Here is a 23,644-nt window from a genome sequence, read left to right on the forward strand (position 1 = left end):
GCTGTCGTCGGGTGACAGTCCGCCGGTCGTACGGCGACGGATCAGGCGGCCGTGAATCCTCCGGCGCGGCGGGCGGTGGTCAGGGCCTTGGCGAGCGTTTCGACGGTCGAGCAGGTGAACAGCACCCGCACCGGGATCTCCAGGCCGAACTCCTCCTGGAGCCGCAGGGCCACCCGCGTCGCGGTCAGCGAGTCGCCGCCGAGCTCGAAGAAGTCGTCGTGTGCGCCGACCTCGTCGGCCCACAGCGCCTCGGCCCAGATACGGGCGACAGCACGCTCGGCGGGGGTGCGGGGCGCCACGAACTCGGCGTCCAGGCCGGTCCGTTCGCCGTCCGGGGCGGGCAGCGCGGTGCGGTCCGTCTTGCCGCTGGTGGTCAGCGGCAGCCGGTCGAGGAAGACGAAGGCGCCGGGCACCATGTAGCCGGGCAGACCGCGTCCGCACCAGTCGCGCAGGGCACCGACGCTCAGCGTGCGGCCGTCCGCCGGCACGCAGTACGCGACGAGCGCCTTCTCGCCCGGTACGCCGCCGGGGACGTCCTCGCGGACGGTCACCACGCAGGAGGCCACGTCCGCGTGGGCGAGCAGCGCCGACTCGATCTCGCCGAGCTCGATGCGGAAGCCGCGCACCTTCACCTGGTGGTCGAGGCGGCCCAGGAACTCCAGGTTCCCGTCCGCCAGCCACCGCACCAGGTCCCCGGTGCGGTAGACCCGCGCCTCGGGCCCTTCGGCGCCAGACACCGGGAAGGGATGCGCCGGGAAGGGATGGGCGGTGAAGCGCTCGCCGGTGAGTTCCGGGCGGCCCAGGTAGCCGCGGGCGACGCCCTTGCCGCCGATGAGCAGTTCGCCGGGTACGCCGACGGGCACCGGGCGGTCGGCCTCGTCCACGACGTACACCTCGGTGTTCGGCGTGGGGCGGCCGATCGGGACGGGGCCGGAGGCGTCACGGATTTCGGCGACCGTCGCGTAGATCGTGGTCTCCGTCGGGCCATAGCCGTTGACGACGCGGCGGCCCGCGCGCAGCATCTTGGCGGCCAGGTCGGCGGGCAGCGCCTCACCGGCGGTGAAGATGGTGAGCTCGCGCGGCTCGGAGCGGTCGCCGAGGGCGTCCAGCAGGGGCCGCCAGGCCGACGGGGTGGCCTGGACGAGGGTGACGTCGTGCCGGTCGACGAGGGCGGCGAGCGCGCGCGGAGTGTGGACCTGTTCGCGGTCGGCGCCGATGATCCGGCCGCCGCTGATCAGCGGCAGGAACACCTCGACGTTCGCGATGTCGAAGGTCGCGGACGTGGTGAACAGGACCCGGTCGCTCGCGGGCTCCGGGAAGATCTCCCGCATCGCGAAGAGCAGGTTGACCAGCGACCCGAGCGTGATGGCGACGCCCTTGGGAGTGCCGGTGGACCCGGAGGTGTAGAGGACGTACGCCAGGTCGTCAGGACCGGCGGCCGGGGCGGGGTCCGCCTCGCTGCGCGCGGCGACCGTCTCGCGGTCGGTGTCGCTGTCGACGGCGACGAGCGCACGGCCCTCGCCCGTGAGCCGTGCGCGCAGGGACTCCTGCGTGACGACGACGGGCGCGGCGGTGTCGCGCAGCACGAAGTCGAGCCGGTCCACGGGGTGTTCCGGATCGAGCGGTACGTACGCCCCGCCCGCCTTCAGCACCGCGAGCAGCGCGACGATCAGCTCGGGGCCGCGCTCCAGGCAGACGCCGACCGGGACGTCCGGCGCGACGTCGAGGGAGCGCAGGTGGTGGGCCAGCCGGTTGGCGCGGACATTGAGGGCGCGGTACGTCACTTCCTCGTCCCCGAAGACGACTGCGACCGCGTCGGGCGTCTGCCGGGCCCGCTCGGCCACCAGCTCGGCGACACCGCGCCCGGCCGGGAACTCGGCGGGGCGCACGCTCCACTCGGTGAGCAGGCGCCTCCGCTCGGGCGCGTCGAGGATGTCGAGGGCGTTCAGCGCGGGGTCGCCAGGGTGCTCCGCGACGGCGGCGAGCAGGGTGAGGTAGTTCCCGGCGAACCGCTCGGCGGTCGCGGCGTCGAAGAGTGCGGTGCTGAAGTCGAGGCACACCTCGATCTCCGGCTCCCCCCGGTCCGCGAAGACCAGGGCCATGTCAGGCGGACAGTTTCCGGCCGTGGCGGGAAGCTCGGCGTCCGAGACGGCGAACAAGGCCTGCACCAGCGGATGGTGGCTGGTGTCCGGCTCAGGTACGAGGGCGGCGACGAGCTCGGAGAACGGCAGTCCCTGCCGGGCCTGCGCCCCGCGCACCGCCGCACCGACCCGCTCCACCAGGTCCCCGAAGGTCGCCGCTGCCGCCAGGTCGGTCCGTACGACCGCGAGTTCGCCCGATATTGGCTCGCCGACGGCAACGTCCTGCCGACGGCTCCAACGGCCCAGCAGCAGCTGGTACGCCGCGAGCGCCACGACCGGCAGCGGCGCGCCGTATCCGGCGGCGGCCTTGCGCAGGGCGTCCGCCGTAGCGGCCGGGACGGTGCGGGTGTGGCGGGCCGTACCGGGCTCACGCACGGAGGGGCGCGGGCGGTCGGCGGGCAGCTCCAGGGGTTCGAGGCCGGCCAGTTCGGTGCGCCAGTGGTCCAGGTCCAGGCCCAGGTCCAGCTCGGTCGCGTCAGTCATGACCCCTCCGGGGTGCCGAGGATCCGCGCCAGCGCGTTGCGGTCCGTCTTTCCGTTGTCGTTGAGCGGCAGGCCGTTGAGCCGCGTGATCCGCGCGGGCACCATGTGCAGCGGCACCTGGTCGCGCAGCCACGCGTCGAACCGCGCCGCGTCCGTCTCCCGGCCCGCGTAGGCGGCGACCAGCTCGGTCTCGCCCTCCGCCGTCGGGAGTGCGATCACGGCGACGTCGACGACGGCGGGATGGCGGCGCAGGACGGCCTCCACCTCGCCGATCTCCACGCGGTGGCCGCGGATCTTGACCTGCTGGTCGAGTCGGCCGCAGTGCACCATGAGCCCGCCCTCGCGGCGGACCCGGTCACCGGTGCGGTACCAGTGGCGGTCGGTGAGCGGGGCGGCGCCGTCGTACACGGTGGCCCGGCCGCCCTCCTCGTACGACAGGAACCGGCCGGTGTTCTCGCGCGGGTCGAGGTAGCCGTCGAACCGCTGCGGGCCGCGTACGCACAACTCGCCCTCGTCGGCGGGCAGTCCGTCCTGGTCGAGCAGGACGCCCTCCATGCCCGGGTACATCGTGCCGATCGGCACCGTGCCGCCGGTGAACTCGGGCCAGTCGGAACTCGGGCCGGTCAGGCGGTGGTTGGCGCAGCAGATGGCCAGCTCGGTCGGACCGTACACATTGTGGATCTGCGAGTACGGGGCCACCTCGCGCCACAGCGCGGCGTGCTCGGCGGTGACCGGCTCGGCGCCGAACATACTGTGCTTCAGCGTGACGCAGCGTCCCAACGGGAGATTCCCGAGCCGATGGGCCTCGCGCACCACCGACGGCACCGAGAACCAGTGGGTCAGCTTGCGCTCCACGGTGAAGTCGACCGGCGTGTACAGGTCGGCCGCCATCGGGACGACCAGGGTGCCGCCGCCGCCCCAGGTCGCGAAGAGGTCGAAGGCGTGCGCGTCGAAGGTCAGGCCGAAGGACTGGGTGAGGCGGCTGCCGGGTGCGATCTCGTAACGCGGGATGTTGTGTTCGAGGTACGGCGAGAGGTGGCGGTGCAGGATCGGTACGCCCTTGGGCTGGCCGGTCGACCCCGAGGTGAACAGGATGTACGCCTCGCGGTCGAGGTCGGCGGGGACCGGCGGCAGCGTCTCCTCCAGCGCCTCTTCGAGCAGCTCCGGGTCGGCGCGCTCGTCCTCGTCCAAGGCCAGCACGGTGGGCCGGTGACGCTCGGGGAGCACGCCGAAGAGCTTGGCTGACCGGTCGTCCACGAGCGCGACGGTGACCCCGGCGCGCTGGGCGATGTCGAGGTTGCGCTGCTGCGGATAGTCCGGATTCAGCGGCACCACGGCCGCGCCGAGCCGCTGGATCGCCAGGTATCCGGCGTACGCGCCCACCGAACGGGCGGCGGCCAGAGCGACCCGGTCGGGCAGCCCGCCGTGCTTGTGCACGATGCGGGCGGCCAGGGTGAGGGCGAGGCGGCGCAGCTCGGCGTAGGTCAGGACTTCGTCGCGGATCTCCAGTGCGGGGTGGTCCGGCAGGCGCAGGGCCGATTCCTCGAACCACTGGTACATCGTGCGGTGGGGGAGAGGGGCGGTGTCGGGCGTCATCGGTTCCTCGATATCCATGTACGTTCCAGGTTCTCCACGAGGTCGCTGCCGGTCGGGCGGCGCCGAAACGGGTCTTCGGACGCCGCGTGCGCGTGTCGGGTGCTGCGGTCGCCGACAACGGCCGGAGTGGCCGACCCGGCCGCGCGGCGGGTGAGGTCGTCCGGTCGGCCGAACCCCCGGTGGCCACCGGCCAGTTCCGCGCTGAGTCCGCTCGCCTGCCGCTCGAGGCAGCGCCGTCGGGCGGGGCGGGCTGTCGGGCGCGGGAGGCCCCGCGCCGACCGGTCGGCGGTGTACCCCTGTCGCACGGAGAGCACCTTCGTCGTCATCGCGACCGCCCCGGGGTCCGCTCCCTGGTCGGCCGGGCGCGCATGGCGCGCAGCCGGGCCTGGCCGCGCTCCTCCGCGCCGGTGGCGGCCTGCACGGCGGCCGGGGGCACGGCGCCGTCTCCGCCGCCGGCGTTCTTCCCGAGGAAGGCCGCCATGGCGCGCACGGTGGAGTGCCGGAACAGGTCGACCACGTCGACCTCGCACTCCAGCGCGGTCCGCAGCCGGTCGCGCAGCCGGATCAGCAGCAGCGAGTTGCCGCCCGCGTCGAAGAAGCTCTCGGCGGGACCGACCGTGCGGCCGAGCACCTCCCGCCAGGCGGCGGCGACGAGCTGTTCGGTGCCGCTCACCGGCGGCTGGGCCTCGCGCTGGGCGGCTTTCGCCTCCTCGGCAAGTGCCTGCTCCAGCGCCTGGGCGACGGCCGCGCCGTCCGGTCTGCCGCTGGGCAGCAGCGGCAGCTGCTCCAGTACGCCGATCCGGGTCGGCAGCATGTAGCCGGGCAGCAGCTCGCGCAGGTGCGCGCGCAGCTCGTCGGCGGTCGGGGCCGCCGCCCCCGGCGGGGCGGCGACAGCGGCGTCGATGCCCTCGGGCGCCCCCGTCGTCACATGGGCGCGTACGACGCGGGGGTACGCCAGCAGCGCCGCCTCGATGTCGGCGGCGGCCACCCGGACGCCGCGCACGCGCGCCTGCTCACCTGTCCGCCCGGCGAACACCAACCGCCCGTCGGGCGTGTGCCGTGCCAGGTCACCGGTGGCGAACAGGCGCCCGCCGGGGCGCTTCCCGTACGGGTCGGGGCGAAAGCACTGCGCCGTGCGACGAGGATCGTTCAGGTAGCCACGGGTGACGGCGTCGCCCCCGATGTGGACTTCACCGACGACGCCCGGCGGGACGAGCTCCCCACGCCGGTCGAGGACGTACGCCGTGGCGCCGGCCGGAAGCCCGAGCGGAACCGGCCGGCCGGTCCCGTCCGGGGTGACCGGTCCGCCGAGGGCGGGTCCCGCCGTCTCGGCGGCGGCGTAGAGGTGGTGGACCGCACCGACCCCGGCGGCGTACGCCGCACGAAGGGTGGCCGGCGCGAGAAGTTCACCACCGACGAGGACCGTCGCCGGTACGGCGTCCCGGCCGTCGCCGAGCAAGCCCGCGAGGGCGGACGGAGCGGCGTACACCGTGCCCGTAGGGGCGGCCTCCGGCACGACCGCGCGGCCGCCCCCGGTGAGCGGGGCGAAGAGTTCGAACACCGCGCCTGGTGAATCCGGCGGGCTGAGCTGCGCCACCGCGTCCAGCGCCCCGGCGGGCAGCTCCCGGTGGGCCCAGCGAAGGCGGGAGGTCAGGTTCCGGTGTTCGGCGAGCACGGGCAGTGGGTCGCCCGTGGTGCCCGATGTGCGCAGCACCCAGGCGGCGTTGGCGGGCGACACGGCGGGCAGCGGCGCGGCCGGGGCCGAGCCGGCCGGTTCCGCGAGCTGCTCCAGTTCGACCACCCGCACCCGCGTGTGGTCGAACAGCGATGAGGAGTCCAGGTCCGCGAGCACCGTCGTCAGCCCCGCATCGTCCACAGCCAGCCGCAGCAGGAACGCCGGCAGCTCCGGGTCCAGCGGAACGCACACCCCGCCCGCCTTGAGCACGCCCAGCTGGGCGGCAGCCAGCGCGAACGACTTGGGCGCGCAGACCCCCACCGGGGTCTCCGGCGTGACGCCGTACTCCACCAGCCGTGCAGCCAACAAGGCCGCCGCGTCGTCCAGTTCGCGGTACGTCCACGTACGCGAACCCTGCGCCACCGCCACCGCGTCCGGCGTACGAGCGACCTGCTCGGCCACCATCGCGTGCAGCACCTCGCCGCCCGCAGACTCCTCGCCCGCCGGGTTCCACTCCTCCACCAGCTGCCGCCGCTCCCCGGCCGTCGGCCGCAGCAGCGCGGACACCCGCGACGAGGGGTCGGCGGCTATGCGCTCCAGTACGGTCCGCAGCCGGACCAGCAGCCGCTCCGCCGTCGCGCCCTCGAAGAGGGCGGTGCGGAAGTCGACCAGGGCCAGCAGGCCCTCGTCGGTCTCGATGGTGTCGATGGCAAGGTCGGTCTTCATGGTGGGCAGCCGCAGCTCCCCCACCGTGAACACCGCGTCCGCCACCCGCCGCACGGGCGCGGCCGGCGAGTGCGTGTACATGACCTGGTACAGCGGGTGATAGCTCGGGTCACGCGCTGCCCCGAGCCGGTCCATGACCTCGTCGACCGGCAGGTCGGCGTGGTCCAGTGCGTCCAGCAAATCCCCGCGCACCTGCCGCAGCAGCTCCCCGAACTCCGGGTCGCCGGACAGGTCGGCGCGCAGCACCACCGGCCGGGTGAGGTAGCCGACGAGCCCGGCGCTGTCGGTCGTGTCCCGCCCGGAGACCGCCATGCCCGTGAGGACGTCGGTCCCGCCGTACTGGCTGAGCACCACATCGCACGCGGCCTTGAGCACCATGAACGAGCTGCACCGCTTGGTACGGGCGAGCCGCCGCAGCGGCTCCACCACCTCGTGCGGGATCACGGCCGTGCGCCGCTCGCCCTCGTGCCCGCCGCGAGCCGGGCGCGGCCCGGCGAGGGGCAGTTCCAGCACCTCGGGCGAGCCGGCCAGCCGCTGGGTCCAGTACGCCAGGTTCGCGGCCGCGCCCCGCTCGTCCTCCTCCGTACGCCGGGCCAGGAATGCGCCGTACTCCACGGCAGGCTCCGGCAGCGGCGACGGGCTCCCCTGCGCGAACGCGTCGTACAGCGCTGTCAGTTCGGACGTGAAGACCTCCAGCGACGCCCCGTCGAAGACGATGTGGTGTACGCCCACGAGCAACCGGTGCGTGGTGTCGTCCAGCCGCAGCAGCCGCACCCGCAGCAGCGGACCGCCGTCCACGGCGAACGGCTCGCGCGCGAACGCCTCGGCCACCGCCGCCGAGTCGTCCCGCGCGTCGACGACAGGCAGCGCCACCGACTCCGGCGACACCCGGACGCACTGCACGGGCTCCCCGTCCGCGCCCCGCACAATCCGGGTGCGCAGAGCGGGATGGCGGCGTACGACCTCCTCCAGCGCGCGCCCGAGAGCCGCCGCGTCGAGCGGCCCGTCGATGCCGACGGCGAACGGAATGCTGAAGAAGGGATCGTCCGGCCGCACTTGGGCCAGCGCCCACAGCCGCCGCTGGGCGGGCGTGAGAGGGAAAAGCCGCTCGGCGGCCGTCATGAGGCCACCCCCGCCCCCGCCTCGGTCTTGTTCCGGTTACGCACCGACGCGGCGGCCAGCACCGCCGCGGCCGGCAGCAGCAGCCCGCCCGCCACGATGATCGACGCGGCGATGCCCATCAGGTCGGCCGCCAGGCCGCCCAGGACCACACCGACGATGGTGAAGTTGACCATCAGGGCGTTGAGCAGCCCGACGCCGCGCCCGCGCAGTTCCTCGGGCAGGTCGCTGATCAGGGTGTTGGCCACCGGCACCTGGAAGAGACCGGAGCCGATCCCCGCCACCAGGCACCAGGCCAGCACGACGGACACACCGAGCGAGTCGCCCAGCGAGTCCCGCAGCCAGCCGGTCGGGGCGAGCAGCAGCAGGGACGCCCCGAACAGCACGATCGAGCCGATGAGCAGCCCCCGGTCGGAGAACCGGCGTACCAGCGCAGGACCGGTAAGGGCCCCGATCACGCAGCCCGCGCCGAACGCCGCCTGTGCCATACCGAAGTTGAAGGCGGACAGGTCGAAGACGCTCAGGAGCTGGGAGTTCAGGTTGGTGGTGAAGAGCCCGAGGACGAGCATCACCGGCACCAGGATGATCGCGAGGAAACGCAGCGAGGGGACCGCGAGCACGCCGGAGATGCCGGTGCCGAGCGACTTCCAGTACGACTCCCGGCCGCTGTCCGGGCCGGGGACCGGGACCTCGCGCAGCACAGCCATGCTGCCCAGCAGCACCGCCGAGACCACGAAGGTGGCCGCGTCGATGACGAAGACGGCGGAGACGCTGCCGAACGCGAGGAGCAGCCCGCCCAGGGCGGGGCCCACGAGGTTCAGAGTGTGGTTCGTGGACTGGAAGAGGGCGACCGCCGTCGGGATGCTGTGGCCCCGGACGATGAGCGGGATCGCGGTGATCCGGGCCGTCTCGAAGAACGCCTTGGCGATGCCCGTGAGCAGGATCAGTACGAGCAGCAGCAGCGGCGAATCCCGTACCGGGATCATCGCCAGCACCAGCGCCACCCGCACCAGGTCGGAGCCGACCATCAGCCCGCGAGCGGGGAAGCGGTCGGCCAGCGGGCCGACGAACGCCCCCAGCACGCCGGAGGGCAGCAGCTGGGCGATGACCACGAGGGACACGTACAGGACCGGGTTCGAGGTCTCCGTCGCCACCACGTAAATCAGGGTGATCTTGGTGATCGCGTCACCGAGGAAGGACGCGACGACGGCCAGCCAATAGCGGAAGTACGTCCGGTCCTTGAGCAGTTCAAGCACTGTCAACCACCTCGTTCAGAATTGTGGCGACGCCCTCGATGTGGGGGTGGCGCATCATCGTGTAGTGGTTGCCTTCGACCACCCGGACGTCAAGACCGCCCTCGGCTGTCAGCTCGCGCCACGCCTCGGTCGAGTCGTACGTCTCCTCGGCCGCGCGGATCAGGGTGACCCGGCCCTTGACGTGCAGGGGGCGGAAGTTCCAGACGAGCCGCAGGTTGGCGACCCAGAGGTCGAGGATGTCGCGGACCTGCTCGCGGCCTGCGTCCGGCGGCAGGTAGTCGGAGGCGCGGGCGATGGCGAGGAGGTAGTCGAGGTGCTCGTCGGGGGTCATCCCCTTGAGCTCCTCCACGGACTTCAGCGCGTTGCCGTAGTCCCACTGGAGGTTGGCGGCGATGGCCTCGACGATGTCGGCGGGATCGGGCTCGGAGCCCTCCGGGACCTCGGCCGGCGGGTGCGAGTCCATCATGATGACGGACACCTCCGCGCCCGTCTTCTCCAGCTCTCCGGCGACGGCGAAAGCGTTCGTACCGCCGTAGCACCAGCCGGCCACCGTGTACGGGCCCTCGGGCTGCACATCGCGGATCAGCTCCGCGTACGCCGCCGCGCGCGCCCCGAAGTCGGCGTACGGCAGGACTCCGTCGACCGGTGGGGGCGAGGCCAGGGCGTACAGCGGCCGGTCGCCGCCCGACATGAGGCCGGCGAACGGCATGTAGCAGACGACCTCGCTGCCCGCCGGGTGGGCGAAGAAGACGGGGGTGCCGGTGGAGCCGGAGCCGATCTCCACGAGGTGTACGTCCGCCTCGTCCTGGTAGCCGTCGCGCAGCATGCGCGCGAACCGCTCGACCGTGGCGCCCCGGAAGATCGCGGCCATCGGCAGCTGCTGCCCGAAGCGCTTCTCGATCTCGGCCATCAGCCGCAGGACGAGCAGGGAGTGGCCGCCCAGGTCGAAGAACCGGTCGTGCAGACCGATGGGCCTGACCCCGAGCACCTCCTCCCAGATGTGCGCGACGTCGAGTTCGACGGCGTCGCGCGGCGGGACGTAGCTCGCGGCGTCCCGCTCGATGACGGGTTCGGGCAGAGCGCGACGGTCGATCTTGCCGCTGGTGTTGAGGGGGAAGGCGTCCAGGGCGACGATCGCGGACGGGACCATGTAGTCGGGCAGGAAGCGGCGCAGGTGCTCGCGCAGCTCCTCGGCGCCGGGGCCGGCACCCTCGGCCTCGTCCGCCGCCACCACGTATCCGGTCAGCCGCTTGTCCCCCGGCCGGTCCTCCCGTACGAGGGCGACCGCGCGGCGCACCGCCGGGTGCTCCTCCAGCCGGGCCTCGATCTCGCCCAGTTCGATACGGAAGCCGCGCAGCTTGACCTGGCCGTCGTCGCGGCCGAGGAAGACGAGCGTGCCGTCCTCCCGCAGCCGCGCCTTGTCGCCCGTCGCGTACAGCCGCGCGCCGGGCCGGCCGCCGTACGGATCGGGTACGAACCGCTCCGCGGTGAGCGCCGGCCGCCCCCGGTAACCGCGCGCCACTCCGGTGCCGCCCAGGTACAGGTCGCCGGGCATGCCGACCGGGACAGGCTCCAGGCGCTCGTCGAGCACGTACACCTGGGTGTTGTCGAGCGGGCGGCCGATGGAGACCTGCTCGGTGCCGCTGTCCAGGCGGTGGGCGGTGGACCAGATGGTCGTCTCGGTCGGGCCGTAGACGTTCCAGGTACGCCCGGGCTCGCGGACGAGCTGCTCGGCCAGCGCCGGGGGCAGCGCCTCGCCGCCGACCAGGACGCGCAGAGATCCGTCGTTGCGCCAGCCGGCCTCCACCAGGAGCTGCCAGGTGGCGGGGGTGGCCTGCATGACGGTGGCGGACGTCTCGGCGAGCAGAGCGGCCAGGCGGCGGCCGTCGACCGCCTCCTCCTTGCGTACGACGTGCACCCGGGCCCCGCTGATGAGCGGCGCGTACAGCTCCAGGCCCGCGATGTCGAAGGTGACCGGAGTGACGGCGGTGAGGGTGTCACCGGCGCCGAGGCCGGTCTCGGCGGACATCGCCAGCAGGAGGTTGGAGAGGTTCCGGTGGGTGACCTCGACGCCCTTGGGGCGGCCGGTGGACCCGGAGGTGTAGATGACGTACGCCAGCCGGTCCTCGCCCGCTGCGACCGCCACCGGGACGGCCGGGGCGGTGGCAACGGCCTGCGCGTCGGTGTCCAGGCAGATCCGCTCGCCGGGACAGTCCACGAGGCTGTCCAGCAGCCCGGAACGCGTCAGCAGGAACCTGGCGTCCGCGTCGCCGGTCATGGTGGCCAGGCGCTGCGGCGGGTATCCCGCGTCCAGCGGCAGGTAGGCGCCACCCGACATGACGACGCCCAGCAGGGCGACCACCAGGTCGACGGAGCGCTCCAGGCAGACCCCGACGACGGTCTCGGGCTCCACGCCCCGCTGCTGGAGGTACGAGGCCAGCCGACCCGCCCGTTCCAGCAGGTCGGCGTACGTCAGCTGCTCGTCGCCGCAGGAGACGGCGACCGCGTCGGGAGTGGCCGCAGCCTGACGACGTATCAGAACATCGAGCGAGACGCCGGGCTCGCGCGCCGCCTCGGTCCGATTCCAGTCGACCAGCACCGTGTGCGCCTCGTCCGGCCCGAGCAGCGACAGGTCACGCACCGCGCGCCCCGCGTCCTCGGACATCTGCTCAAGGAGACGCACGATCTGCCGGGCCATCCGGGCCATCGTGCTCTCGTCGAACAGGTCGGTGTTGTACTCCAGCACCCCGTGGAAGTGGTCGTCCGCGAGTGCCGGGTCGTCGAAGAAGCCCAGCATCACGTCGTCCTTGGCGGTGGCGTTGTCGAGCATCAGCTCCTCGACGGTCAGCCCGGCCATGGGGGTCTCCTCCTCGTGGAGGAAGTCCACGAGGATGAACGACGTCTGGTAGATCGGCGTACGGCTCGGGTCGCGGTCCAGGTCCAGCTCGTCCAGCAGCGTCCCGAAGGGGATGTCGTGGTGGTCGAAGGCGCCCATCATGGTGGTGCGGGTCGCCTGGAGCAGTTCCCGTACGGTCATCGCCGGCCGGACCGTGGTGCGCAGCGGCAGCATGGTCAGGAAGTAGCCGATCATCGGCTCGGTCTCGGGCCTGCTGCGGGTCGACGAGGTGGTGCCGACCACGATGTCCTGCTGCCCGGTGAGCCGGTGCAGGATCAACTGCCAGGCCGCAAGGAGGGCGATGTTGACGGTCACGTCCTCGCGCTTGGCGAGGTCGCGGATTGCCTGCGTCAGCTCCGGCGTCAGCGGGAACTGGTAGCGAGCACCATTTGCTGTCTGGAGGGGCGGCCGGGGCCGGTCGGTCGGCAGCTCCAGCACCAGGTCGGCGCCTTCGAGCTGCTTCTTCCAGTACGGCAGGTGCTTGCGCTGGACCTCCTCGCGCAGCCACTGCGGCTGCCACTCGGAGTAGTCCGGGTAATGCACCTCGATCGGGGGCAGCTGCGGCTCGCGGCCGGTGGCGAACGCCGAGTAGAACTCGGCGATCTCGGCGTTGAAGATGCCCATCGAGCCCCGGTCCCAGACCAGGTGGTCGACCGTGCCGACCAGGACGTGCTCGCGGTCACCGACACGCAGCAGGGCGATCCGCAGCAGCGGTCCCTTCACCAGGTCGAACGGCTTGCGCATCTCCTCCGTCGCGAGCCGCATCATCTCGTCCTCGCGCCGGTCGGCCGGCACGGACCGCAGGTCCTGATGGTCCAGCGGCACCGCCATGGAGTCGTGGATCACCTGAACGGGAGCGTGCCCGTCCTGCTCGAACGTCGTCCGCATCGCCTCATGACGCTGCACGAAGGCGTCCACGGCACGCTGGAGCGCGTCCGTTTCCAGCTCGCCATGCAGCCGGGAGGCGAAGTACACGTTGTAGACGGGGTCTTCGGGGTCGAACTGGTGGATCAGCCAGATGCGTTCCTGGTCCACGGTGAGCGGTACGCGGTTCTCCCGCTTCCTGCGCGGCACGGGCGCGTTGGTGACGGTGCTGGTGCTGCGCTCGCGCATGCGCCGGTCGAGAAGGGCGCGCTGCGCGGGGGTGAGGCCGGCCAGCCGGTCTGCGAGTCCGGTCACGACTGCTCTCCTTCGGTCTCGCCCCGGTGGCGGTAGCGGTTCTTGAGTTCGGTGAGGTGGTCGAGGCCCTTGAGGACCTGGCCGGGGTCGAGCCCGAAGTCGACGAGGCAGGCGACCTCGTCGACGCCGATGTCGACCAGGTCCTCGATCAGGGACTCGCACTTGTCGGGCGTGCCGAGCAGCGCCAGCGTGTCGAAGTAGCGCTCGAAGGTGGCGTTGAGCATGACGTCGCGCTCGGCGTCGTTCAGCTTGGAGAACTCGCTGCCGAAGCTGTCCTGCTGTTCGAGGAAGGTCTTCAGGTACGCGGTCAGCGGCCCCCGTACCGTCTCCCTGGCCTCGTCGTTGTCCGAGCCGACGAAGGTGTGCACCATCGCGGTGACCCGGCCCTCGGCCGGGTCGTACCCGGCCTTGGCGAGCGCCTCCCGGTAAGCGGCGGTCTTGTCCTTCAGGTCGGCGGGGCGCTGGGCGACCAGGCCGGTCAGCACGTACGCGCCGATCTCCCCGGCCCGTACGAACGTCTCGATGCTGCCCTGCGCCGACACCCACACCGGGAGCTTCGGCTGGAGTGGGCGCGGAAGCGTGCGTACGGACTGCAACGAACCGTCCGCGCGCGGGAATTCGACACTCTCGCCCGACCACAGCCGCTGGACGGCGTCGATCGACTCGAACATCTCATCCTTGCGGCGTGGGTAGCGCTGCTGCCCGTCGCCCGGCGCGAGGAGGAAGTCGTCCGGGTGCCATCCGGACGCCGCCGAGATCGCGGCCCGGCCGCCGGACAGGTTGTCGACGACCGCCCACTCCTCTGCCACCCGCACCGGGTGGTGCAGGGGAAGGACGCAGCTGCCCGCGCGGATCTGGATGTTCTCGGTCAGTACGGCGATGGCGGAGGCCAGCAGCGACGGGTTCGGGTAGAGGCCGCCGAAGTCGACGAAGTGGCGCTCGGGGACCCAGATGCCGTCGAAGCCGTTGGCGTCGGCGTAACGGGCGCTGTCCAGCAGCAGCTGGTACTTGCCCGGGCCCTTGGCCGTACCGTCGCCGGAGAAGAAGAAGAGGCTGAAGTCCATGGTGCTGCCGGGGCGCCGGGTGCGGCGCGGGGTTTCGGACTTGGTCGCGGCCCGCGCACCCGAGTCCACGGCGGACGGCGCCTTGACGTTGCGCTCGCGCATGGACCGTTCCAGTACGGCGCGCTGCTCGGGGGAGAGCGAGGACAGCCGCTCCTTGAGCTTGCGCGCGACCTCGGACTCGTCGGACAGGTCAGACACGGTCGTCACCCTTCAGCTTTGCCTCGGCCTCACCGGCGGAGAGACTCTCGACCTCGCGCAGCAGTGCCTCGAACTCGTCCAGACCGATCGCTTCGGCCTGGTGGGAGCGGATCGTGGCGGCGAGTCCCGGGACGGTCGGCGCCTCGAAGACGGCGCTCATGGGGAAGTCGCCGTGGGCCTGCCGCAGCCGCCCGACGATCTGGATGGCGAACAGCGAGTTGCCGCCCAGGTCGTAGAAGTCGTCGTCGGGCCCGATCGGGGAGACGCCGAGCATCTCGTGCCACACCCGGGCGACGGACTGGGCGAGTTCGTCGTCCGGCCACACCGTCGCCGGGTCCCAGTCGTCGTCGGTACGGGCGCGGCCGCTGCCGAGCGAGTCGGTGAACGAGGTCGCCGTCAGCCCGGACTGGTCGGCCAGTACGTCCTGGAAGTCGGCCCTGGAGACCACGACCTGCGGGAGCCCGCCGGTCAGGGCCGCCCGCGCGAGCGCCAGGCCGTCGGTGGCCGGGATGCCCTGGGAGAGGCGCAGCCGCTCGTACAGCTCCCGCACCTCCGGCAGGCCCGCCATCTGCTGCTCGAACCAGTCGTCCCAGTCCCACTGCGACCAGTCGACAGTGACCGTCGGCCGGCCGGCGGCGGTGGCCGCCTGGGCGAAGGCGTCGAGGAAGGTGGCGGCCGCGCAGTTCTCGGCCTGGCCGAAGCCGCCGACGATGCCGGTGGTGGCGGAGGCGGTGAGGAAGAAGTCGAGCCCGTCACCCGCCAGCAGCTCGTCAAGCAGCAGGGTCGACTTCACTCGGGCCGCCAGTACGGCGTCGAAGTCGTCGCGCGTCTTGAGCGCCGTCAGGCCGGAGCCCCGGTCGTCGGCGAGGTGCAGTACGCCGTTGATGGCGCCCAGCACGCTACGGGCCTCCTCGACGGTGGCGCGCGCCTGGCCGGGGTCGGCCAGGTCGGCGGTGCGGTAGGCGACGGTGTCGGGGTGGGCGGCGCGCAGGGCGACGAGGCGGGTGACCCGGTCGCGTACGCGGTCGTCGTCACCGGCGGCTCCGCTCTGCCAGGCGTCCCACTCGCTCTCGGCGGGGAAGCCCGGGGCGCCGACGAGCAGGGCCCTCGCCCCGCCGGCGGCGATCTGCTCGGCGAAGACCAGCCCGGTCTCGCCGGACGCGCCGGTGACGAGGTACCCGGCGCCCTCGCGCCACGCCCGCCCGGTGGGTACGGCGGCCAGCTCGACCGGCGCGAAGGCCCGCAGGAGGCGCTGGGCGCCCCGGTAGGCGACGAGGTTCTCGCGCCCCTCGCCCGCGAGTTCGGCGCCCAGCTGCGCGGTGAGGCGGGTGCGGGTGGCGGCGTCGTCGCCGGGGAGGACGACGTCGACGCTGCGACAGGTGAGCCAGGCGTACTCCTGCGGCAGCACGGTGACCGCGCCGTACAGGGTGGCCCGCTCGGGCCGGACCACGGCCGAACCGTGCGCGTCCTGGAGGCTGTCGGTGAGTACGTCGATCCGCACCGGGCGGTCCTCACCGGTCTCGCCGAGCGCCTGGGCGAGGGCGACGAGGCTGTGGAAACCGGTGTCCAGGCCGAGGGCGTAGCGGCGTACCGCATCACCGCAGTCGTCCCCTTCACCCGTCACCGCCCAGGCGTGCACGACCCGGTCCGGGGCCGCGCCCGCCTGCCGCAGCTCCTTGACGACCTGGCCGAGGTGGCCCGCGTCGGCGGGGTCGGCGTCGAAGGCGTGGTCGGAGGTACGGGCGTACGCCGCTGCCTTGCGCACCGTCGTGACGGTGTGGCCGCGCCCGCGCAGGGCGGCGGTCAGCCCGTCGGTGAGACCGGCTCCGTCCGCGAGGACGAGCCAGCTGAGCGGTCCCGCTGTGTCCGGCTCCTCCGCCTGCGGGAGGGGCGCGCGGTGCCAGACCGGGGCGTACATCCAACGCTTGGGGTCGGTACGTACGTTCCCGGCGCCGGCGGCGCCCTCCGGCTTGGGCAGCAGGTAACTGCGTCCGGCAAACGGGTAGGCGGGCAGCGGCACGCGGCGCCGGGCCCGGTCGCCGTGCAGAGCGGCCCAGTCGACGTCCACACCGTGCCGCCACAGCTCGGCCAGCCCCTCGCGTACGGTGCGGGGTTCGGCCGACTGCTCCTCGGCCTCCCCGCGCGGCTTGCGCAGCAGGGTGACGACGGGCGAGGGCTCCGGGTGGATCCGCACGAGCCCGCTGAGCTGGCTGCCGGGCCCGGCCTCGACGAGGACCACATCACCGCGCTCGGCAAGGGCGGTGATCCCGTCGGAGAAGCGGACCGGCGCGCGGGTGTGGGACACCCAGTAGTCGGGGTCGGTGGCCTGCTCGTCGGTGATCCAGGTGCCCGTCACATTGGACAGGAAGGGGATCTGCGGCGTGTTCAGCCGCACCGAACGCAGCACCTCGGCGAGACCGGGCAGGGCCGGCTCGACCAGCGCGGTGTGGAAGGCGTGCGACGTCTCCAGCTCCCGTACGGACACACCCTGGGCCTCCAGCACCCGGCGCGCGTCGGCGACCTCTTCGGGCGTACCGGCGACGACGCAGGAGCCGGGCGCGTTGACGGCGGCGATTGTCGCGGTCAGACCGTCCAGCGCCTTGGTCAGGGCCGCCTCGTCCAGCAGTACGGAAAGCATCCGGCCGGGGGCCAGGTCCTGCATGAGGGCGGCACGCCGGGCGACGACGCGCAGCGCGTCCTCCAGGCTGAACACCCCGGACAGGCACGCCGATACGAGCTCGCCGAGGCTGTGCCCGGTCATGGCGTCGGGGCGTACGCCCCACGACATGAGCAGCTGCGCGACGGCGTAGTCGATGCTGAAGACGGTGGGCTGGGTGTAGAGGGTCTGCCGCAGCCGCTCCTTGGCCTGGCCCCGGTCGGCGGCGAAGGCCACCTCGCGGACGTCCCAGCCCAGTTGGGGGCGGAGGATCTCGGCGCACCGGTCGAGCGCGTCACGGAACACCGGCTCGGTGCGGTACAACTCGGCGCCCATGCCCGCGTACTGCGCGCCCTGCCCCGGGAAGACGAACACGACGTCGGGCGCCTCGTCCGGCACGGCGCCGACGGCACCGCCGGCCCGCTCCAGCGCGGCGGCAGCGCCGACGCGGTCGCTGGCGACGACCGTACGCCGATACGGAAAGGCACCACGCCCGACTTGCAGGGTGTACGCGATGTCGGCGAGCCCGACGGCGTCGTGCCCTGCGCCCTGCCCGACCCCGTCGGCCGCGAGACGCGCGGCGCCAACCAGCCCGGCATCCCGCCCACGCCCGCCCGCCGCCAAGGCCGCCCCGGGGCGCGCAGCAGCGTCGTCCGACCCGGACCCGCCCACCGAGGGCGCCGCCGCTAGACGCGTGCCAGCGTCGTTCGCGGCGTCCAGCCCGGCATCCCGCCCAGGCCCGCCCGCCGCCAGGGCCGCCGCCGGGCGTACAGCGGCGGAGCGCCCGGTCACATCCGCCCTGAGGGTCGTCGCGAGACGCGCGGCAGCCGCGTCCAGGGCTTCGGGCGTACGGGCCGACAGCGGCAGCACATGCCAATCGTCGGCGTCGGCGTCGGTCTCACCGTCCGCCCGCGCCGCGACCGGCGCCGCCTCGAGGATCACGTGGGCGTTCGTGCCGCCGATGCCGAACGCACTCACCCCGGCGCGCGGCGCCAGCTCCGGCTCCGTATCCGGCCACGGCACACCCTCCGCGTTGACCCGGAACGGGCCCTTGTCCAGGGAGAGGCGGGGGTTCGGGCTGCCGAAGTGCGCCGTCGGCGGGATGAAGCGGTGCTCCAGCGCCAGCGTCGCCTTGATCAGGCCCGTGACACCGGCCGCCGCGTCCAGGTGGCCGACGTTCGACTTCACGGAGCCCAGGTAGACCGACCCGGCGGCCGCGTCCGGGCCGAACGCCTCCGTCAGCGCCTGGACTTCGATCGGGTCGCCGAGCGGCGTCGCGGTGCCGTGCGCCTCGACGTACTGGACCGTACGCGGCTCGACCCCGGCCACCGCCAGCGCCTCCGCGATCACCTCGGCCTGGCCGTGCGGCGACGGGGCGGTAAAGCCGATCTTGGCCGAGCCGTCGTTGTTGACCGCGCTGCCGCGGATCACCGCGTGGATGTGGTCGCCGTCGGCGACCGCGTCCTCCAGCCGCTTGAGGACCACCAGCGCCACACCGTCACCGGAAACGGTCCCGGAGGCGTCCGCGTCGAACGGCCGGCAGTGGCCGTCCGTCGAGAGGATCGCGCCCTCCTCGTACCGGTAGCCGCGCGGCTCGAACTCACGCACCGCCACACCGCCCGCCAGCGCCAGGTCGGACTCCCGGCTGAGCAGCGACTGCACCGCCAGATGAACCGTCACCAGCGACGACGAACACGCACTCTGCACAGTGAAGCTGGGCCCGGTCAGACCGAGCTTGTACGAGACCCGCAACGCCAGCATGCCGGGGTCGTTGCCGATCGCGACCTGGATCTCGTCCGAGATCCGGCCACCGTCGCCGGACCCGCCGCCGCGCGAAGCGATCCGCTCCTGGAGGTAGCCGCTCCCCGACGTGCCGGCGAACACACCGGTCCGCCCCTCGAACGCCTTCGCCGGATACCCCGCCCGCTCCAGCGCCTGCCAGGCGGTCTCCAGCAGCAACCGGTGCTGCGGATCCATGAGTTCGGCCTCGGACCGGGTGACACCGAAGAAGTCGGCGTCGAAGCGGTCGAACCCGTCCACCGGGAAACCGGACTTCACGTACGCCGGGTCGCTCAGCAGCTCCGCAGAAACCCCGGCCGCCGCCAGCTCTTCGTCGGAGTAGGACGTACGCCCCTCCTCGCCCGCCGCCACCATGCGCCACAGCTCGTCGACGTCCGCGGCGCCCGGGAAGCGGCCGCTCATTCCGATGATGGCTACGGCCTGCTCGGGCAGTGGTGGCAGTGATGGCAGTGGCAGATCCGTCTCGTACGTCATGCGTTCTTCTCCCCGTGCGGGTGGGATGCGGACCGGCTGTCGTCGCCGGTGTCGTGCTGTACGGCGAGCAGCTCGTCCAGGGCGCTCGCGAGTTCCCGTACCGTCGGCCGGTCGAAGAACAGCCGCAGCGTCGCGCCGACGCCGAGCTGTTCCTTGGTGAGGGCCACGGCTTCGGTGGCGAGCATCGAGTGGCCGCCCAGCTCGAAGAAGTCGTCGTCCAGTCCCACCCGGTCGACCGAGAGCACCTCGGCCCAGATGTCGGCGAGGGCCTTCTCGACGGGGGTCCCGGGCGCCGCGAACTCCGCGTCGAGCTCGGGGCGTACCGCTTCAGGAGCGGGCAGCGCGCGCCGGTCCACCTTGCCGTTGGGGGTCAGCGGCAGCCGGTCCAGGACGACGTACACATTCGGCAGCATGTACTCGGGCAGCGTCAGCCCCAGGTGCTCGCGCAGTTCGGACGGCCCGGCCGGCGACCCGGCCGAGGCCATCCAGTACGCGACAAGCCGCGGGGCTCCCGCCGCGTCCTGGTCGACGACCACGACGGTGTCGCGGACGGCGGGGTGGCGGGTGAGCGCGTTCTCTATCTCGCCGAGCTCGATGCGATAGCCGCGGATCTTCACCTGGTGGTCGAGGCGGCCCAGGTACTCGTGGTCTCCCTGGCCCTCACCGCCGACCGCGCGCCGCGTACTGTCGCCCGACCGGTACCGGCGGGCCCCCGGCACGGCCGCGTCCGGGTCGGGCAGGAAGCGCTCAGCGGTGAGGGCGGGGCGGCCCAGGTAGCCGCGGGCCACGCCCGCGCCACCGACGTACAGCTCACCGGCCTCGCCGCCCGCCGCCCGCTCGCCGTCCGCGCCGATCACGTCCAGCGTCCAGCCGCCGATGGCGCCGCCGATCATGCTGCCGGCCGCACCTTCGAGATCGGCCGAGGTCATCCGGCGGTAGGTGGAGTGCACGGTGGTCTCGGTGATCCCGTACATGTTCACCAGCACCGGCACCTCGTCGCCGTGCCGCGCGATCCACGGCCGCAGCATCTCGGGCGGCAGCGCCTCCCCGGCGAAGACCACCAGCCGCAGCGCGAGCCCGGCGAGGGGGCCCAGTCCGTCGTACTCCTCCTCGTACCGTACGAGCTGCCGGAAGGCGGCCGGAGTCTGGTTGAGCACGGTGACGCCCTCGCGGTGCAGCAGCGCGTGCAACTCCTGAGGTGCCCGGCGCACTTCGTCCGGTACGACGACCAGCCGGCCACCGTGCAGCAGGGCGCCCCACATCTCCCACACAGAGACGTCGAACGCGGCGGACGCGCACATCGACCACACGTCGTCCGGCCCGAAGCCGAACCGGTCGCGGACACCGCTCAGCAGGCCCGTCACATTGCGGTGCTCGATCATGACGCCCTTGGGGGTGCCGGTCGAGCCGCTGGTGTAGATGACGTACGCGAGACTCGCCGGCCCGGTGCCGGGGTCCTCGGGCGCGGTCTGCGGGTACGCCGTCAGGTCGACGCCACCGCCGAGTCCGCCCATCAGCACCGTGTGCGCGGCACGCAGCCCGCGCCCGTCCGTGTCCGCATCCGTCAGCAGGACGGCGGCGCCCGCGTCGGTGAGCGTGAAGCGCAGCCGCTCGTCCGGAGCGGAGGGGTCGAGCGGTACGTACGCCCCGCCTGCCTTGAGCACCGCGAGCAGCGCCGTCACCAGGCCGGTGGTGCGCTCCATGCAGACGGCGACCGGCACTTCGGGGCCGACGCCGAGGGCGCGCAGGTGGTGGGCGAGCCGGTTGGCGTCGCGCTCCAGCTCGCGGTAGGTCAGCCGGCCGTCGCGGCCGGTCACGGCGACGGCGTCGCCGCGCGCTGCCGCCTGCCGTGCGAACCACGCGTCGATGGTCGCCGGGGGCCGGGGTGCGGGTGTGGCCATTTGGTCAACGGTCACGGTGGGGGTTCCTCTCAGTGCCGGCGGCGCCGAACCGGGCCGCCGCGAGCTCCAGTACCGGCGTCTGTGGTCGGGCCGTCGCTTCCGTCAACGTCCGCTCGTAGGCGGACAGCAGCGCGGCCGGGGTGTCCGGCCCGAACAGATCGGTGTCGTACTCAAGAGTCAGAGCGAGGCCCGCGCCGCGCTCTTCCGCGTACAGGCTGAGGTCGTACTTCGCGGTGTCCTGCGGGCCGGTGAGGTCCAGGGAGCACCCGTCGAGCCCGGCGAAGACCGGCTCCGACCGCTCCTTGATGAAGCTGAACATCACCCGGAAGACCGGCATGAAGTCGCGGCTGCGCCGGGACACCAGGGCCTCGACCAGCTTGTCGAAGGGCAGCTCCTGGTGCGCGGACGCGTCGAGCACCGCCGTGCGGACCCGGGTCAGGAGCTCGCGGAATCCGGGGCCGCCGTCCAGCCGGACCCGTACCGGAACCATGTTGATCAGGCAGCCGACCAGGTCCTGGAGCTCGGGCCGGTCCCGGCCCGCGACCGGGGTGCCGACCGTGATGTCGGTGGCGCCCGACCAGCCGGCGAGCAGCGTGTGCAGGCCGGCGAAGAGGGTCATGTACGGAGTGACACGCTCGCGGCGGCTGAACTCTCGTACCGCCGCGACGATTTCCGGCCCCAGCTCGCGCGTGACGACGGCACCCCGGAAGCTCCGCGTCGTGCCGCGCGGCCGGTCGGTCGGTACGGCGAGCGCCTTCGGGTCGTCCCCGAGCGCACCGCGCCAGTGCCCGACGAGGGCGTCCAGGGTCTCGCCCTGGAGCCGCTCGCGCTGCCAGGCCGCGTAATCGGCGTAGTGCAGCGTCACATCGGACAGCGAGTCCCCACACCCGTAGAGCTGACCCAGCTCGCGGAACAAGACCTCCACCGACCACCCGTCAACGGCGATGTGATGGAACGTCACGACGAGCCGGTACTCGTCCGCGCCGACCCGCACCAGCCGGGCCCGCAGCGGCGGCCCGGCGGCCAGGTCGAACACACCCGCGGCCTCGTCGGCCGCGACGCGGTCCGCCTCGCCCGCCGGGTCGGCGGCGCCGGTCAGGTCCGTGTACGGCAGATCCAGCGGCGCCGGGTCCCCGATCACCTGGTACGGGCGGCCGGACGGAGCGGCGTACGTCGTCCGCAGCACCTCGTGGCGGGCGACGAGGGCGTCGAGGGCCCGGCCGAGGGCGGCCCGGTCCAGGGCGCCGCGCAGGCGCAGCACGGTCGGCACGTTGTAGAGGGTGGTGTCGGGGTCGATCTGCTGCATGAACCACAGCCGTTGCTGGGCGAACGACAGCTGGGGCCGCTCCTGCCGGGCGCCCGCGCGGGGACCGGCGGGAACGGACGCGACGGCCGTGGACCGGTCCGCCCCGGCCCGTTCCGCCCTGGCCCGTTCCATGGCCTCGCGCACCAGGCGGCCCATCGCCTCCAGCGTGTCCGCGCCCAGCAGCCCGTCCGCCGCGACGTGCGCGCCGAGTTCCTCGTCGATACGGGCGGCGAGCAGCCGCGCCTCGTCCGGCCCGCCGCCGAGGCCGGCGAACCCCGACTCCATGTCCACCGGCGCACCGGCGACGTCCAGCAGCTCCGCCCACATCTGGGCGAGCTCTTCTTCCACGAATCCCATGGTTTTCATGCGGGTGAGGTCTCCGGGCGAGAAGTGCGCACAGTTTCCTGGAGCAGGTCGAGAAAGTCTTTCGGCACCTTGCTGAGATAGAAGTGATCGCCTTCGAAGACGTGCACCTCGGTGTCGCCCGCGGTGGTGTGCGTGCCCCACAGCCCGGCGTCCGCCACCGGCACATCGGAGTCGCCGTCCGCGACGAACACCGTGACGGGGCAGCCGACCGCGGCGCCGTCGGCCGCCCGGTAGGACGCCAGGGCTGCCAGGTCGGCTCGTATCGCCGGGAGGACCAGCGCGATCAGCTCCGCGTGCTCGCCGACGCCCTGGGCGGTGCCGCCCAGCCCCATGATCCGCGCGAGCACGTCGCTGTCGTGCTCCTCGCCAACCGGAGCCAGGCGCTCAGCTCGCTCCGAACGGTTCGAAGGGGCCGAACAGGCCGACGCGACCAGCCCCGTGGGCGCCGGGCCAACGTCCGACCGCTCCAGCCGCCGCGCGACCTCGAAGGCGACGATCGCCCCCATGCTGTGCCCGAACAGAACCGGACGTACGACGCCGAGCCGGCCGGCCAGCACCTCGGTCACGGAGTCCACCAGCGCCGCGACGGACCGGGCAGGCTCCTCGAACAGCCGGTTCTCCCGGCCGGGGTACTGGATCACCAGCAGCTCGATGTCCGCGTCCAGCGCCGCCGAGAGCCCGTAGTAGTAGCTGGCCGAACCGCCCGCGTGCGGAAAGCAGACCAGGGTGTGCGCGGCCTCCGGCTTCGGGTGGAAGCACCGGATCCAGCGACTCGCCTCCGCATCGGCGTCCACGTTCTCCACGACGTC

The 23,644-nt window shown here is 72.9% G+C and carries 11 protein-coding genes; all 11 read right to left on the bottom strand.

Annotated features, from left to right (window positions below):
- Positions 1–41: 41 nt before the first annotated feature.
- The 11 genes from ABZX79_RS17205 to ABZX79_RS17255 are packed head-to-tail and all read right to left on the bottom strand — an operon-like array spanning position 42 to position 23,638.
- On the bottom strand, positions 42–2,624 hold the full coding sequence (locus tag ABZX79_RS17205) for an amino acid adenylation domain-containing protein (RefSeq protein WP_355257493.1): 2,583 nt from the start codon (positions 2,622–2,624) through the stop codon (positions 42–44).
- Positions 2,621–4,237, bottom strand: coding sequence for an AMP-binding protein (locus ABZX79_RS17210; protein ID WP_355257495.1), 1,617 nt, complete (start codon positions 4,235–4,237; stop codon positions 2,621–2,623). Before ABZX79_RS17210 ends, ABZX79_RS17205 begins: the two co-directional genes overlap by 4 nt.
- On the bottom strand, positions 4,216–4,545 hold the full coding sequence (locus ABZX79_RS17215) for a hypothetical protein (protein ID WP_355257498.1): 330 nt from the start codon (positions 4,543–4,545) through the stop codon (positions 4,216–4,218). Before ABZX79_RS17215 ends, ABZX79_RS17210 begins: the two co-directional genes overlap by 22 nt.
- Complete coding sequence (locus ABZX79_RS17220) at positions 4,542–7,742, bottom strand: condensation domain-containing protein (RefSeq protein WP_355257501.1); 3,201 nt, start codon at positions 7,740–7,742, stop codon at positions 4,542–4,544. The genes ABZX79_RS17215 and ABZX79_RS17220 overlap by 4 nt, the downstream gene beginning before the upstream one ends.
- On the bottom strand, positions 7,739–8,995 hold the full coding sequence (locus ABZX79_RS17225) for an MFS transporter (protein ID WP_355257504.1): 1,257 nt from the start codon (positions 8,993–8,995) through the stop codon (positions 7,739–7,741). The genes ABZX79_RS17220 and ABZX79_RS17225 overlap by 4 nt, the downstream gene beginning before the upstream one ends.
- Entirely contained in the window at positions 8,988–13,070 is a 4,083-nt protein-coding gene (locus tag ABZX79_RS17230; RefSeq protein ID WP_355257507.1) for an amino acid adenylation domain-containing protein, read from the bottom strand. Before ABZX79_RS17230 ends, ABZX79_RS17225 begins: the two co-directional genes overlap by 8 nt.
- The gene (locus ABZX79_RS17235) at positions 13,067–14,332 is read right to left on the bottom strand and encodes a MupA/Atu3671 family FMN-dependent luciferase-like monooxygenase (protein WP_355257510.1); all 1,266 of its coding nucleotides are present in this window, start codon (positions 14,330–14,332) and stop codon (positions 13,067–13,069) included. Before ABZX79_RS17235 ends, ABZX79_RS17230 begins: the two co-directional genes overlap by 4 nt.
- The gene (locus tag ABZX79_RS17240) at positions 14,325–19,262 is read right to left on the bottom strand and encodes a beta-ketoacyl synthase N-terminal-like domain-containing protein (protein WP_355257513.1); all 4,938 of its coding nucleotides are present in this window, start codon (positions 19,260–19,262) and stop codon (positions 14,325–14,327) included. The genes ABZX79_RS17235 and ABZX79_RS17240 overlap by 8 nt, the downstream gene beginning before the upstream one ends.
- Positions 19,259–21,178, bottom strand: a complete 1,920-nt coding sequence (locus ABZX79_RS17245) for an amino acid adenylation domain-containing protein (RefSeq protein WP_355257516.1) — start codon at positions 21,176–21,178, stop codon at positions 19,259–19,261. The genes ABZX79_RS17240 and ABZX79_RS17245 overlap by 4 nt, the downstream gene beginning before the upstream one ends.
- Positions 21,168–22,835, bottom strand: a complete 1,668-nt coding sequence (locus ABZX79_RS17250) for a condensation domain-containing protein (RefSeq protein WP_355257519.1) — start codon at positions 22,833–22,835, stop codon at positions 21,168–21,170. Before ABZX79_RS17250 ends, ABZX79_RS17245 begins: the two co-directional genes overlap by 11 nt.
- The gene (locus ABZX79_RS17255) at positions 22,832–23,638 is read right to left on the bottom strand and encodes an alpha/beta fold hydrolase (protein ID WP_355257522.1); all 807 of its coding nucleotides are present in this window, start codon (positions 23,636–23,638) and stop codon (positions 22,832–22,834) included. Before ABZX79_RS17255 ends, ABZX79_RS17250 begins: the two co-directional genes overlap by 4 nt.
- Positions 23,639–23,644: the final 6 nt, after the last annotated feature.

Source organism: Streptomyces sp. NPDC002994, assembly GCF_040611155.1.
GTDB lineage: Bacteria > Actinomycetota > Actinomycetes > Streptomycetales > Streptomycetaceae > Streptomyces.

Coding starts and splice junctions, on each gene's coding strand:
- ABZX79_RS17220 (WP_355257501.1), bottom strand. CDS start 7,742: ATGACGGCCGCCGAGCGGCTTTTCCCTCTCACGCCCGCCCAGCGGCGG.
- ABZX79_RS17205 (WP_355257493.1), bottom strand. CDS start 2,624: ATGACTGACGCGACCGAGCTGGACCTGGGCCTGGACCTGGACCACTGG.
- ABZX79_RS17210 (WP_355257495.1), bottom strand. CDS start 4,237: ATGGATATCGAGGAACCGATGACGCCCGACACCGCCCCTCTCCCCCAC.
- ABZX79_RS17240 (WP_355257513.1), bottom strand. CDS start 19,262: ATGACGTACGAGACGGATCTGCCACTGCCATCACTGCCACCACTGCCC.
- ABZX79_RS17215 (WP_355257498.1), bottom strand. CDS start 4,545: ATGACGACGAAGGTGCTCTCCGTGCGACAGGGGTACACCGCCGACCGG.
- ABZX79_RS17250 (WP_355257519.1), bottom strand. CDS start 22,835: ATGAAAACCATGGGATTCGTGGAAGAAGAGCTCGCCCAGATGTGGGCG.